Source organism: Psychromonas arctica DSM 14288 (assembly GCF_000482725.1).
Lineage (GTDB): Bacteria > Pseudomonadota > Gammaproteobacteria > Enterobacterales > Psychromonadaceae > Psychromonas > Psychromonas arctica.
Window position 1 is genome coordinate 33,757 of the sequence record NZ_AXWP01000037.1, and the last position, 13,247, is coordinate 47,003.

Below are 13,247 nucleotides of genomic sequence, written 5' to 3' on the forward strand. Positions count from 1 at the left end.
TCAAAGTATTACCAACCTTGTTATTTTTCTAAAACGTGAAAAGGCCTCACAAGTATCTCAATTGAACGAGCAACTGGAAAACTATATGGCCAAAGTATATTTGAATGAACCAATGCAATTGGTTGGATACTGATGATCTGACAGGTTAGCCCGATAAATTTTCACATTTTTATTGAAATCCTGAGCTCTTGAGGTTTTTCTTTTAAGCATCATGTTCACAGCGAAAACAAAGCGGACATTAGCAAGAACATTTTAGAACGGATGACATTTCCTCTTTTCGCTCAAAGCGGTCCAAGTATAAATTTGGCTCGTTAACGCTAGTTGTTGCTACTAGTCATAACAGCTAGTCAGAAACACACACAATTCCTTCATCTATCTGTCCAATCGCTCTAACGGGGATCTTTAGCATGTTAGCTCTATGAAATTTTCTGGAGCTGACAATGAGAACCCCTTTGTTACCTTGGTTTATCCTGTGGGTGACCATCCCAATCATTATTTTCTTTCTATTCATCTTGCCCGCCCATGCCAATGATGGTCCATTCTATCAGCGTGGTCAGGAAGGCTGGTTTTGGTATCAGGTCATTCCTGAACCAACGGAAGCTGAAGAGCTTATAATGCCGGAACTTGGTTCCGTTGAGTCCAGTCAGGACGAGCTAAAGCCCTTCAGTGCTGCTTGGTTTCGTGAGCACATGCAGTCGTTCATGGACAAGGCAATTGATGAGCCGACGAATGAGAACGTAAGAGCCTACCTGTATCTCCAGCGCGTCATGATGGATAAGGGCTCACAGTTTGCTGATGTTAGTCAGCAGGTGGTCATGGGCGATCCTGTCTTGGATGAAATCAGTCGCAGACCCTTGGCTACCTATGCTGCCAATCGGATGGATCGAGAGGCTGGCGCTCAACGAGATATTGCTTTAGGTGAAGTAGCAAAACGGGCTGGCTTGTTCTTCTTCTATCGTTCGGATTGCCCTTACTGCCATGCTCAAGCGCCTATCATCGAATCCATGGCTTTGAACTACGGTTTCGAGGTGTTTGCTATTGCTGTCGATGGCTTGCCTTTACCGGGTGGAGAGTTTCCAAACTACAAAGTCGATTCAGGACAAGCACGATCGTTGTCCGTTACGACTGTTCCAGCGGTCTTCTTAGTAGAGCCGCCTAATGTCATCACTCCGATTGGCCAGGGCGCAATGAGCCTTGATGAGCTCAATAATCGAATCATTCTTGCAGCCCATCAAGCCGGTTGGATTGACGATCAAACTTACTATGCCACCAGACCTGTTCAGCCCGGCGTTTCACTCGCGATGTCAGCCCAAGAGCTTAACGAAAAGATATTACAGGACCCTGAGTTCCTTGTTCGCTATCTGCGTGCACAAGGAGGGTTATAACGATGAAAAAAGTATTTCAAGTATCGCTAATCGCCTGTGCGATTGGTTTTTCGTCTATGACCCAAGCAAGTTTGCAACAGGAGATGAACCAGTTGTTTGGTTCAATGACCAACAGCACTGCGCCTGGTGTATTTGAAAGTCAGCGGCGTGGGGTTATATCTGGTGGAAGCGTTGTTGTCCGTAACAGGATCATGAACGAGAACCTCGTCTCTATGGTGCCACCGTCATTCCAAGCCGGTTGTGGCGGCATTGATATGTTCGCTGGAAGTTTGTCATTTGTTAATGCAGATCAGTTTGTTCAATTACTTCGCTCTGTAGCGGCAAATGCCAAGGGATACGCATTCCAATTGGCGCTCAGTGCTATGTGTGAGAAATGCTCCCAGCACATGGAGACACTGCAAAAGAAAATCCAGCAGTTGAACGAGTATTTTGGCAATTCCTGTCAAATGGCTCAGGGAGTCGTGAACGATACCCTAGCTGCTTTTGGTAAAAAGGGGCAAACAGAAGCCAGCATGTTGAGCTCACTTAAAGGGGCTGGAGACGTTTTTACCAGTTGGAGTGAGTCCAATGGTAAGAACCCATATGAGAACGCTTCGAGTGTCGCGGCATCTGATGTGAACAAAACGATTAAAGGCAACTTGGTCTGGCGAGCACTGAAACGTCATTCGGCATCAAGCTGGTTTGCATCGGGGGATGACCGTTTTCTTGAAGCGGTTATGTCAGTGACGGGTTCGATCATTGTTGGTGATTTGGCTAATGCGGCTGATGGTCAAGGTAAAGCCCCAAAACTGACCAGACTGAATGGCAATAAAGTGACTATTGAGCATCTAATTCATGGCGGTAACGTCGCTATGTACCTATGTGACACAGTGACACAAGACGGCTGTCTGAATCCGACAATCACTAACGTGACCCTAACCGGGTTATCAACCCAGGTAGAAAATTTACTTCTTGGTACAGGTTCTAGTAACGGCATTATTTTTAAGTTTGCTCGAAATACAGGAGCTGCTAGCACCACCGAAAAGGCTTTTATGACCTCGGCTCCTGCGAGCATTGGGGGCATGATTCGAACACTTTCTGCATTAAATGAAGGGGCTGCAAGGTCGTTTGCTTCAAGAGCTGCGCCATTTATTGCTGTTGAGATGGCCCGAGCATTGGTTGAAGACATGCTCAATGCTGCTAGAAGCACCTCTGGTGTGGAAGATCATGCCTATGCGAAGTTGTTAACTGAAGACCTTGAACGTGCACGTCGCCAAATCAATGAGGAATACGCCGCGTTACAGCGAAGATACGGTTCAGAGCAAGAATTGCTGGCGCATTTTAATCAGGTGATTCAGACCATTCGCAAACAGCGTTATTACACCGTTAAATCTACGGCGCTGGGGGAATAGATAATGTGGGAAATCTATTCCATCGGGGATTCGGCTTTTTTAGAGCAGGTCTTGAACGCTGTCGCGATGATCACTGGTACAGGCGACTTTACTTCAATGGTTCGTATTGGCTTGCTCATTGGGGTATTGATGGTCTCTGTTCAGGCATTGATGCAAGGTGGTCGTGGGATTAACTTTCAACACGTTTTAGTCTCATGGCTAGTCTTTGCAACCATGTTTGGACCCAGTACCCGAGTGAGCATTGAGGATGCGTACACGGGGCAAGTTCGAGTGGTTGATAATGTACCCATCGGTGTTGCTGCCGCAGGTAGTACGATTTCAACTGTTGGCTTTCAAATCACGCGATTGTTTGAAACGGCGTTCTCAACTCCCGCGATGACGGAATACGGCTTTGCATCCAGTTTACAGTCACTGATTAAAGTGAGAAAACAGGTGATGGATCGCTCTGGGTTGGGTGATGCAAATCGTGTCGGCGGCTCGGATATCGAGCAATCATGGTTTAACTACATTAAAGAGTGCACCTTGATTGGTATCGACATTGGCCAAAAGAACCTCGATCAGGTGCTGAGTGATCCTAACCCGATGACTGCGATTAGGTTTGATTCGCGCATTTATGGCACGCGCATCATGCTCAGTGGTAGCAGTAGCGATTTGGACTGCACCGATGCCTATAGCCAACTGAAACTCATGACAGAATCAACCTTCATTCCGAGGCTTAAACAGGTTCTGTCAGCCTCATTGGGGACTTCATCAGCCACTGACACTGATGACGTGATCCGAAATGCGCTGAATAACCTTGGTTTGGCTTCGGTTAACACCCAAGAGTACATGACCGCGTCAGTGCTTTTGCCTATTTATGAGCAAAGCGTGACGGGCAAGTATATGGATGATCAAGCTTTCACCGCAGCCGTTATGGTTAACCAAGCGATTGAGCAGCGCAATACACAATGGGCGGCGGAGCAGACCCTGTTCCAAAGTATCGTTCGTCCGATGATGACGTTTTTTGAGGGGTTCATTTACGCCATCACCCCTTTGATGGCCTTTGTGATTGCCCTTGGCCAAATCGGGATGCGAATGGCCGGGAAGTACTTGTTAATCCTGCTTTGGATTCAACTTTGGATGCCTGTCATGGCCATCATTAACCTGTATATTCATTTAACCGTTGCAGGGAAAATGTCGGCGCTTGATGCCTTTGCAGGTACAGAAGTGCCATCTTTTGCTGGGATGATGCAGATGGATTCAGTGCTGCAAACCTGGATAGCTACTGGCGGCATGTTGGCGTCGAGTGTTCCAGCGATTTCGCTCATGCTCGTGTATGGCTCAGCAATAACCGCTACCCACTTGGCTGGGCGTCTTCAAAACGGTGACTCCATTGATGAAAAGATGGCAAGTCCAGATGTCGCGAAAAATGCCCCGGTAATGCAATCACAGTCAATGTTCCAAAATTCAGCCCTTACGGGTTCTGCTATGACCGGCGCGTCAAACCTACTAAGCAGTTTCTCTGTCGGAAACGCAGTGGGTTCAATGGTCGGCTCTGCAAAAGAATCCATGACTCAGGCAACCCAAGCCTTTAGTCGTCAGGTTGGGAATACCATGAGTCGAACTTTTGGTGAAAAGCTAAGTTACGACAACCTGTCTTCGGTTGGACGTCAGATCGGCTCATCTAACTCCGCATCTAGCGCCGTTGTTAATCAGGTTACTGATGACCTGCAAACTCGGTATGGTTTTGGAGACGATAAAAAAGATGCTGTACGTGGCTTGGTATCTGGCGTGTTATCGGGAGGCTTAAGGGTCGGTGGCGATGGAACCATTACAAATACCGATGATAAAGAAGTAGCAGATAAAGGGTTCTTGGGAAGATTACTTGGTACAGGGGGGAATGACTCCCCACAGGGCAACTTGCCAGGAGTCGATAAGCCAGACTCATCTCGTGTACCAAAAATATCACGGTTACGAGCAGGCTTGGATTTAGGTGGTAACTTTAGTGGCCAAGTTGAGTCATCAGAAGGCAGTTCTCGATCTACGACCGCAAATACCCTCACTGGGGAGATGCAAAGCTTGGCATCAAGTGATTCACGACGCGCTGAGTATCGCGATGCAATGGTTAAGGACCTTTCAGATTCAAGACGTTCTGGCGTTGAGATGTCCTTGTCTAACCAAGACTATCAGTCTCTTCAGAGTTCAGCACAAGACGTTGTCACGGCATCAAACCGCTTTAGTGAGCTTGATCAGGCCAGCTACAGTCTATCAGGACAAAGAAATACTGATGGTGCGACGTTAACTCGACTAGCGGCGGATAATCCTGAAGTCATGGATTATTTAGGTCGCTATATGAACCAGCATGTTGAAGCCGGTAACCGATTACGTGAAAACCTTCCAATGTATCAGCGCTTGCTACCTGATGATAATCAGGCGTATGTGGCCGCAGCTATGGAGTCTTTGACCTATAGCAACTCTTCAACGCCCGCTGAACGCGACAATGATTATCAAGCTGCAATGACGGTTATGGCCATGGCTACCGGAGCCGATTTACGATCAATTCAGCCGCGCTCTAATGAAGGCATGTCATCAACTGCACCTACTTTTGGTGGTATTCAAAGCCAAGTTGAATCGGGTGTATTGGGCGGATACGAGGATGCAGCAACAGTTCAAACTCAGTTCAACGCAGCTCAATCGGCTTACCAAACCAATCTGTCTGGTATAGATGGACAATTGAATGCGCATCAGCAGCAAGCTCAGCAGGCCGTAGCTTCTGACACAAGTACCTATCAATCTGGACTAAACAGTGAGGCTGGATCTCAGTGGCGATCACGCATTATGGCTGATGATAGCGGAGTTTCTGGTGCTGAAATGTTCTTCAACAGCGCCAGTGCTATTGGTGATTTCAGTGGCAAGCATACTGATGCAGCACTGCATACCTTGAATCACTTTGGCGAAGACTATGAGAGTTACAAAGAACAAGCGCTTGAAGATCCTGGCTCACGAGGTTTCTTGCACAACGCTACGGTGGCCAGCAAATCAACCTGGGATGGCTTAAAAGCCGCCGTTGATGCCGGAACCTCTTTGGAAAATCCATTGACGGCGTTTAATGATGCATACAGTGGATCGAGTTCGCAGTATGCTTCCGAAGTAAACTGGGGCACTAAGTCTGAAGCCATGTTGGCGGGGGCATTCGGTGCGGCAGTTAACAATCGATATGGTGAGTTCCTAGAGCAGTATGCTGATGATTTTAAAAAGGAAGCATACAGCGAAGGGCAGAGAATGGGATTGACCCCGATTCAAAGTCAAGTGTTCGCTCAAGCTTTCAATGAAGGTTTGGCGGGGCGCGTATTCAACTCTGAAGACTCATCGAGTTGGTCGCCTGAAATGCTTGGCCTAAGGGAGCAAATGCTAAATGAGTATCGTCAAAAGGATGAGAGTGGCGCTTACATCCCTGACAGTGTGTCTGAAGAAGATAAAGCATTTGTGGATAAGCAGATAGCGGTGATCTCAAATGCATCCCTTGCGGGAGATTATGCTCAGAACAACTTGATCGATATTAGGGCATATAACCAGGCATCAGGAAATAAATAAAACAAGGAGTAGAAGCTCAAGGCTAACGAAGTTTTATGGCTTAATTACGTAGATAGGGATATATTTCTCCGTACTTAGATACGGAGAAATATAACACATGTACACAATTGGAAAATTAGCCGAACAAGCTAGTATCAATGTTGAGACTGTTCGTTATTACGAACGACGTGGTCTTATAGAAAAACCTGAAAAACCGCATCTAGGCTACCGACTTTATCCTTTGGCAACATTAAACCGAATAAAATTCATTAAACGTTCCCAAGATCTTGGGTTCACTTTGGAAGAAATCTCCAATTTACTCAGCCTTAATGACACTCCCTGTATAGAAGTGCAAGAAATGACTTTACACAAGCTTGCAAGTGTGAAAGCCAAAATAGCAGGTCTTCGCCGCTTAGAAACCGTTCTCACAGAATTATTGAATGAGTGTAATTCTAATACTAACCAATCCCACTGTCCCATTATTGATTCCCTACTTCCTGAAGATTAATAATGAGTCAAATTTTATCTTGACTCCGTAGTTGGGTACGGGGTTTAAGCTTGTTTTACTAAAGTACGATAAGTAGAGTGAGTTATGTCAAAAAGTAATCCCAACTTTCCAATCATCGGCGGTGTTATTGCCGCTATTGGCGCTGGTCTTTGCTGCGCTGGTCCTTTCGTCTTGTTGCTGCTAGGCGTGAGTGGCTCCTGGATTGGTAATTTAACCTTGTTAGAACCTTATCGTCCCATTTTTATCCTGCTGGTTTTAGCCTTATTTGGCTTCGCAGGCTGGAAGGTCTATCGCCCCGTCGAGGACTGTGAGCCAGGCACCGCCTGTGCAGTTCCTCAAGTGCGAAAACGTCGGCAGGTGATCTTTTGGTTAACGGCACTGACTGCGTTGGTTTTAGTCACCAGTAATTATTGGATTGTCTGGTTCGCCTGATGACGATTTCTAACCTTTTATTTTGATTAAATCTTTATGGCTTGCTCTTGGAGAAAATTATGAAAACACTCGCCCTAATGTCCCTGTTCGTACTGACCAGCCTGAACGCTTTAGCTGCCCCGAAAACAGTTACTTTGGAAGTCCCAACCATGAACTGTGTGACCTGTCCCTTTACCGTGGAAAAAGCCTTACAAAAAGTCGATGGCGTCAGTAAAGCCGAAGTGACCTTTAAGACCAAACTGGCGGTGGTCACCTTCGACGACGAAAAAACCACGGTAAAAGCACTGACCGAAGCCACCACTAACGCGGGTTATCCGTCAACGCTCAAGGAGTAAAGCATAGAAATGCTAATACGGTTACTGACCCGGTTCGGCGATAAGATTAGCTCATTGGGCGCGCTGGTTTCTGCTATGGGATGCGCCATGTGTTTCCCGGCCATTGCCAGTCTGGGCGCTGCGGTAGGACTGGGTTTTCTCAGCCAATGGGAAGGTCTGTTTGTTAGCACGCTATTACCCCTGTTTGCCTGGATTGCCTTGGTACTCAACGGACTTGGCTGGTTCAGCCACCGGCAATGGCACCGTAGTGCGCTGGGTGTGGCCGGCCCCATTTTATTGCTGTTATCGCTCTATCCGTTTTTCCAGTACGGCTGGAGCAGCTATGTCACCTATTCAGCATTAGGCCTGATGGTTGCCGTATCGCTTTGGGATATTTTTTCACCGGCGAATAAACGCTGTGATGATGACAGCTGTGCTGTTTAACACGACGCAATGCCTGACTACTATTTGAGGAAAACGAATGATCTTACTATCGATAGAAGGGATGACCTGTCCAAGTTGCGTCGCCCACGTTAAAGAAGCACTCGATGCGATCGAAGGCGTTAATAAGGTTGAAATATCTTATGAAAACGCCAGAGCAACGATCACCACGAACGGTGGGGTCAGCGTAACCGTTCTCATTGGAGCAATAGAAGCTCTCGGTTATATCGCAAAAGAATCCACTGGCACTGCAAAAGAAATTACTTCACCGAACGACTGCTGTGACAACGAAAATGCAAGCAACACTGAAAGCAACCAAACTCAACACGTTGCGATTATCGGTACGGGTTCCGGCGCTTTTGCCTGCGCTATTAAAGCCGCTGAAGGTGGTGCCAAGGTCACTCTTATTGAGGGAGCCGATGTGATTGGCGGCTGTTGCGTGAATGTCGGCTGCGTACCCTCAAAAATTCTAATCCGCGCCGCTCAATTGGCTCAGCAGCAACGCAATAATCCCTTTACCGGACTGGAAAATCATGCGCCCCAATTGAGTCGAGCCTTGTTGACTCAGCAGCAGACCGCTCGGGTCGAAGAGCTGCGCGCGGCAAAGTACCAGAATATTCTGGAGACAAATCCTGCGCTTAGTTTACTTAAAGGTTGGGCGCAATTTAAAAATGCCAACACCCTGATAGTCAGAAAAAATGATGGAACCGAGCAGGCAGTTCACGCCGATAAAATCCTGATCGCTACCGGCTCCACGCCAACCATTCCTCCTATTGATGGTTTAACTGAAACACCTTATTGGACCTCTACCGAAGCGCTGTTTGCTCAGGAATTGCCGCAGCACCTGGTCGTGATTGGTTCGTCGGTTGTAGCGCTGGAAATTGCCCAGGCTTATCGCCGTTTAGGCAGTGAAGTCACCATATTAGCAAGACATACATTGCTTTATCGGGAAGATCCCTTGCTCGGTGAAAAACTCACCGGATGTTTTGAAAAAGAAGGCATTCGAGTATTAAACAGTACGCAAGCTACCAAGGTGACCCACGATGGAAGCCAATTTACATTGGAAACTAACGCGGGCGATCTACGCTGCGATCGTTTGCTGGTAAGCACCGGGCGACACGCCAATACTTGCCAACTCAATCTGGGCGCGGTGGGTGTTACGACCAACAAAAAGGGCGAAATCGTTGTTAACGAACGCATGGAAACCAATGTTCCCGGTATTTACGCCGCCGGAGACTGCTGCAACATGCCGCAATTCGTCTATGTCGCCGCGGCCGCCGGTAGCCGTTCCGGCATCAACATGACGGGCGGATACGCCAAACTGGATCTATCCACCATGCCAGCAGTGATTTTTACCGATCCCCAGGTGGCAACTGTTGGGCTCACGGAAGAGCAAGCCAACGCACAAGACATTGAAACCGACAGTCGTGTATTGGAGATGGAGAACGTGCCGCGCGCACTGGCGAATTTCGAGACCGATGGTTTTATCAAATTGGTGACGGAAAAAGCCACTGGCCGCCTGATCGGGGCGCAGATTCTGGCGCATGAAGGTGGAGAACTGATCCAGAGTGCGGCGCTGGCGATCCGCAACCGTATGACGGTGACGGAATTAGCCGACCAGCTTTTCCCTTACCTGACTATGGTGGAGGGTTTGAAGCTCTGCGCCCAAACCTTTAACAAGGATGTCAAAGAACTGTCCTGTTGTGCTGGGTAACGAACTTGAGTTGATCCGTATTCATTGATGGAAATGGCATTTTTCATTCGTAGTACGAAAGTGCCAATCAATTTTTTGAGTATAAGTAAAAAAGCAGTCAATTTACTATGACCTTGTTTTTTTAGGGAGGATAGATGAGCGACCATCTGCAAATTCGTTTACCCAGTACCAATATTTTTTTTCGCTCAGGCTTAGTTCTCGACCGGTATCTTTCAGTTGTCTTTGAAATAAATGGATTAGTCCGCTTAAGCCTAAGAAGGCTAAACCGACACATAAAATTGTCCAACTCGCTTGCCAATATGCGATTGCTAAAAACATAGTGGTGATGGTTATAAGGCCGATAGGACTAGCAATTGCTTTGAATCCCAAGTAGCTGAAAAAAACGATGGTGCAAATCAGAAATGGCAAAGCCGCTAACTTGGCAGATGCCGTTAATATTTCTGAGGGAAAAAAATGAGCCGCAGCCAAAGTCGCCAGAAAAAGCCCCAGTGATATAAACCAGCAGCGTGCTGGTAAAGATTTAAGTAATTTTATCATCTTAGTACTCTCAAAGTGCACGGGCGGTGCACAATCAAATCATGCATCAGCATTTTAGTTCTCAAAAAGTGCTCTAGTGGTTTGCTCGGCCATAATCTCGCACACAGGACATTTAAGCTGAATGCGCTGTTGAGATACCGTCAAATACAGACTGCCGCATCGACACCGGTGTAAGGATGCTAGCTGTGATCTTAAATCACGAGCTAGAACCCAACCTTCATTGATGGTCAGTTTTTTCCAGGGGATCTCAGCTGGAAGATCTGCTTCTTTTCTTGCAACCAAATACGCATCGTAAGCCTTCATCAAAGCATCGATATTTAATTGCTTGTAGACATTATCACCACCAATATTGACATAAAGCGCCATAAGCAGGGAGCCTTCAACTAATGCTCTTCTGCTTTTGACGATGGCATCAGATTCTGGCAATTGACCAGGACAAGGTGACTTGCCAGTCACTTCTTTGTGGAGCCTTCTGATAATGTGGATTGGCAAACCTGTATCGAGCGCGATAATGGTTGTTCGAAATCCGTATTTAATAAGCAGCGAGGCTCGGGTAAACAGCTCACTTTTGGACAGGTTATCAATCATGCATCCCCCTTGTTGTTTAGGGTTGATAATAAATAAGCGATTCTTGGGATACCTGTGCCTTTGCTCTTCACCATCTCAATCAGTTGGCTTTGGTTACCCCTTGGTTGAAACAGCATGAATGATGAGGTCGCCACTCGTTGCAGGTCGTCAACACCAGCATTAATCAGAGCATCAACCACATCGCGTGTAAGTCCAAAGCGCAAGACAGCCTCTTGCGGATCAATGCGCGCCAATTCCCGTGCTGCGTGCAGGTACGCCAAGTTTAATTGATAGAAGTCTTGTTGATTGGTTGTCATTGACGGACCTCCAGTTCATGTAAAATATTGCGATAAATAGAAAGCACTCTTTGCCCATACCAGCGTGCACGCTCTTCGTTCCAACTGTGATAGCGGCCTATGCCAAGCTCTAAATCGTTAGGTGAAGACTTGATTGCTTCGGCCAAAATACTGGAGCCGACGGTAAGGTTGGTGATGGGGTCTAGCAGTTCCGCCGCTGAGCTCACCCGATGCCCATGCCAATGCAAATTGATTTGCATTAGGCCAATATCGAGCTGGTATTTTTCACTCTCTTGCAGTGCTTGGTTTAACAGTTGCTCCGCTTCTGTCTTAGATTTGGCGTAGGTTGCATTTGAACCATTGCGAATTGCGTATGGCCATGGACTGGTCATGTTAAGACCTCGATGTGAGGCCGACTCAGCCAAGGCAACGGCGTAGAGCATGACTGGATCAATACCAACACTTTGTGCTGCTTTTTCCCACTGATAGCCCGGAAACGCATAGACTGAAGTGCTTGCGGACATGGCTATCACTAGGGCAATGGTTTTTGCTTTAATCGTTTTCATTTTTGTCCTCTAATTGATTTCCGAGAAGCGCCTGAATGGCTTTCGGGCTTATTCTTTTTAATGGCACTGCGCTAAAGTCGGCGATGCCTCTCGTATAAACTTGTGCCGCTTTTGACCAGTCGCCTACGGCAACAGGCGCTTGCATATCAAATCCTTTTTGCTGGTTCTGATGGTCTGCAATACCCTGTAATAGCCTTGGGTATTCACCCACTTCGTCCCGTAGCAAGTAAGCCTGGTAGCGTGTTAAAAACTCTTTTTGCTTAAAGGGGTATTCCCTGTCATCAACCTTGCAGAGTTCAACCCATCCACCCATATCTGAAATCACGCGGTGGATAAGCGCATCGTCAAACATCACTGATGTCCAAGCGCCAACCTGACGAACAGCCTTGTCAACTTTGTTCCAAGCAACCATGGCTCTTGAGCCCGAGTTGCCGTCGATATGCTTGATGACGTCAGCGGGCTTTGGAAAAAATTGCCCAGTATCCGGTGATTGAATATGCCGAGTCAGACCGATTCGCACTTCTTCAATGCTATAAGCACGAAGGACTTCAAATGCGATGGATAGCAATTGTGGTGATACGCTTTTGCCATACATGGCCCAAGCAGCTCCCCAAACTTCAGCAAACTCGCGTTTATCAACCTCCTGCACTTGAACGAACCTCCCGAATACCCGGTCCGGCCCAGCTTTCAGCAATGCGGCGATTGCTTTCTTCAATATTCAATTGGTGATTGCTGCCCTTTAGGCTCGTCGATGATTGCTGTACTTCATCAATGCGAACGTACTCGTCTTCCCATTGCCGGTTTAAAAGCCAGTTATGTGGCATAGGGGTCTTAGTCCGATCTTGATACTGCAATCGGTTTTCTCGTTGCTCTTTCCAGCGTGTTAGCACTTCCAAGGCGAGTTCATGGTCTTCATTGAGGCCCATGCGTAGCCATTCTTCTTTGGCTTTCGCTTTTTTTTCTTTGCGTATTTGTACATCCCAGAAGTCTTCAAACTGTATGTGATCAACAGTTTTAACTGTTGGTTTATTGCTTCCCTCAGAGTCATCCGACCGTTGAGAGTCCCTTACCGGGTTGCCATCAGGCATAAACAATGATGAAAATTCTTCTGGTAGCCGAGCTTGAAAAGCGGCAAGAGATTTCAAAAGTGATACCATACCAATGAAGTCGGCAGGTACATCTTTAAGCAACCGAAAGGCTGCTTTACCTTGGTTTGGGTTTTCGATTGGGTTGTGCTTCAGAAAGCTCCGAATCAAAGTCCAACCGGATTCCTCGCAACGAATGAGGAACTGATCTTGTTCTAACTCATTTAGAGCCTTGGCAACCTGTTGCTCATCCCAGTTCAAGTCAGAAGCAACGTAGCCAATCGGCAATCGAAAGCAGCCAAGCAAATTACAATGTGGGCATGTAAGCAAATACAGTCCTAGCAACTTCGCTGAGTCACTCCAGGACAAAACGTTTTGCTTTAGCCAAAAGCGGGTATAGACCTTGCCATAATCACGCATGGAGGTACTCGCTTTTGTATTTACGTAAAATGCTGACCA

14 protein-coding genes are annotated in these 13,247 nt (G+C 47.0%); 8 read left to right on the forward strand and 6 right to left on the reverse strand.

Features of this window, described 5'->3' with window-relative positions; all coding sequences use genetic code 11:
* Positions 1-440: 440 nt before the first annotated feature.
* The 8 genes from H592_RS0105990 (at position 441) to merA (ending at position 9,737) form a co-directional block, all read left to right on the forward strand.
* Positions 441-1,385 carry a thioredoxin family protein gene (locus tag H592_RS0105990; RefSeq protein WP_037071061.1) on the forward strand — a complete coding sequence of 315 codons (945 nt, stop codon included), beginning with the start codon at positions 441-443 and terminating at the stop codon, positions 1,383-1,385.
* Between the two features lie 2 nt (positions 1,386-1,387).
* On the forward strand, positions 1,388-2,776 hold the full coding sequence (locus tag H592_RS0105995) for a conjugal transfer protein TraH (protein WP_028867971.1): 1,389 nt from the start codon (positions 1,388-1,390) through the stop codon (positions 2,774-2,776).
* A 3-nt stretch (positions 2,777-2,779) separates the two neighbouring features.
* Positions 2,780-6,349, forward strand: a complete 3,570-nt coding sequence (locus tag H592_RS0106000; RefSeq protein WP_028867972.1) for a conjugal transfer protein TraG N-terminal domain-containing protein — start codon at positions 2,780-2,782, stop codon at positions 6,347-6,349.
* A gap of 97 nt (positions 6,350-6,446) precedes the next feature.
* A complete protein-coding gene (gene merR, locus H592_RS0106005) occupies positions 6,447-6,836 on the forward strand; it encodes a mercury resistance transcriptional regulator MerR (RefSeq protein ID WP_028867973.1) in 390 nt (129 codons plus the stop codon).
* 84 nt (positions 6,837-6,920) lie between these two features.
* Positions 6,921-7,268, forward strand: coding sequence for a mercuric transporter MerT family protein (locus H592_RS0106010; protein ID WP_028867974.1), 348 nt, complete (start codon positions 6,921-6,923; stop codon positions 7,266-7,268).
* 59 nt (positions 7,269-7,327) lie between these two features.
* Entirely contained in the window at positions 7,328-7,603 is a 276-nt protein-coding gene (gene merP, locus H592_RS0106015; RefSeq protein WP_028867975.1) for a mercury resistance system periplasmic binding protein MerP, read from the forward strand.
* Between the two features lie 9 nt (positions 7,604-7,612).
* Complete coding sequence (gene merC / locus H592_RS0106020) at positions 7,613-8,026, forward strand: organomercurial transporter MerC (protein WP_154622165.1); 414 nt, start codon at positions 7,613-7,615, stop codon at positions 8,024-8,026.
* 37 nt (positions 8,027-8,063) lie between these two features.
* Entirely contained in the window at positions 8,064-9,737 is a 1,674-nt protein-coding gene (gene merA, locus H592_RS0106025) for a mercury(II) reductase (RefSeq protein WP_028867977.1), read from the forward strand.
* 105 nt (positions 9,738-9,842) lie between these two features.
* Here the strand turns inward: merA and eexR are convergent, their stop codons facing one another.
* The 6 genes from eexR to H592_RS0106055 are packed head-to-tail and all read right to left on the reverse strand — an operon-like array spanning position 9,843 to position 13,208.
* The gene (eexR, locus tag H592_RS0106030; protein WP_028867978.1) at positions 9,843-10,274 is read right to left on the reverse strand and encodes an entry exclusion protein EexR; all 432 of its coding nucleotides are present in this window, start codon (positions 10,272-10,274) and stop codon (positions 9,843-9,845) included.
* Positions 10,275-10,328: 54 nt separating this feature from the next.
* A complete protein-coding gene (locus H592_RS0106035) occupies positions 10,329-10,862 on the reverse strand; it encodes a FlhC family transcriptional regulator (protein ID WP_000566755.1) in 534 nt (177 codons plus the stop codon).
* Positions 10,859-11,158 carry a flagellar transcriptional regulator FlhD gene (locus tag H592_RS0106040; protein ID WP_000210563.1) on the reverse strand — a complete coding sequence of 100 codons (300 nt, stop codon included), beginning with the start codon at positions 11,156-11,158 and terminating at the stop codon, positions 10,859-10,861. Before H592_RS0106040 ends, H592_RS0106035 begins: the two co-directional genes overlap by 4 nt.
* A complete protein-coding gene (locus H592_RS0106045) occupies positions 11,155-11,703 on the reverse strand; it encodes a lytic transglycosylase domain-containing protein (RefSeq protein WP_025610846.1) in 549 nt (182 codons plus the stop codon). Before H592_RS0106045 ends, H592_RS0106040 begins: the two co-directional genes overlap by 4 nt.
* Positions 11,690-12,352, reverse strand: coding sequence for a DUF6475 domain-containing protein (locus tag H592_RS0106050; RefSeq protein ID WP_037071081.1), 663 nt, complete (start codon positions 12,350-12,352; stop codon positions 11,690-11,692). Before H592_RS0106050 ends, H592_RS0106045 begins: the two co-directional genes overlap by 14 nt.
* Complete coding sequence (locus H592_RS0106055; protein WP_028867980.1) at positions 12,339-13,208, reverse strand: hypothetical protein; 870 nt, start codon at positions 13,206-13,208, stop codon at positions 12,339-12,341. Before H592_RS0106055 ends, H592_RS0106050 begins: the two co-directional genes overlap by 14 nt.
* Between the last annotated feature and the right edge of the window lie 39 nt (positions 13,209-13,247).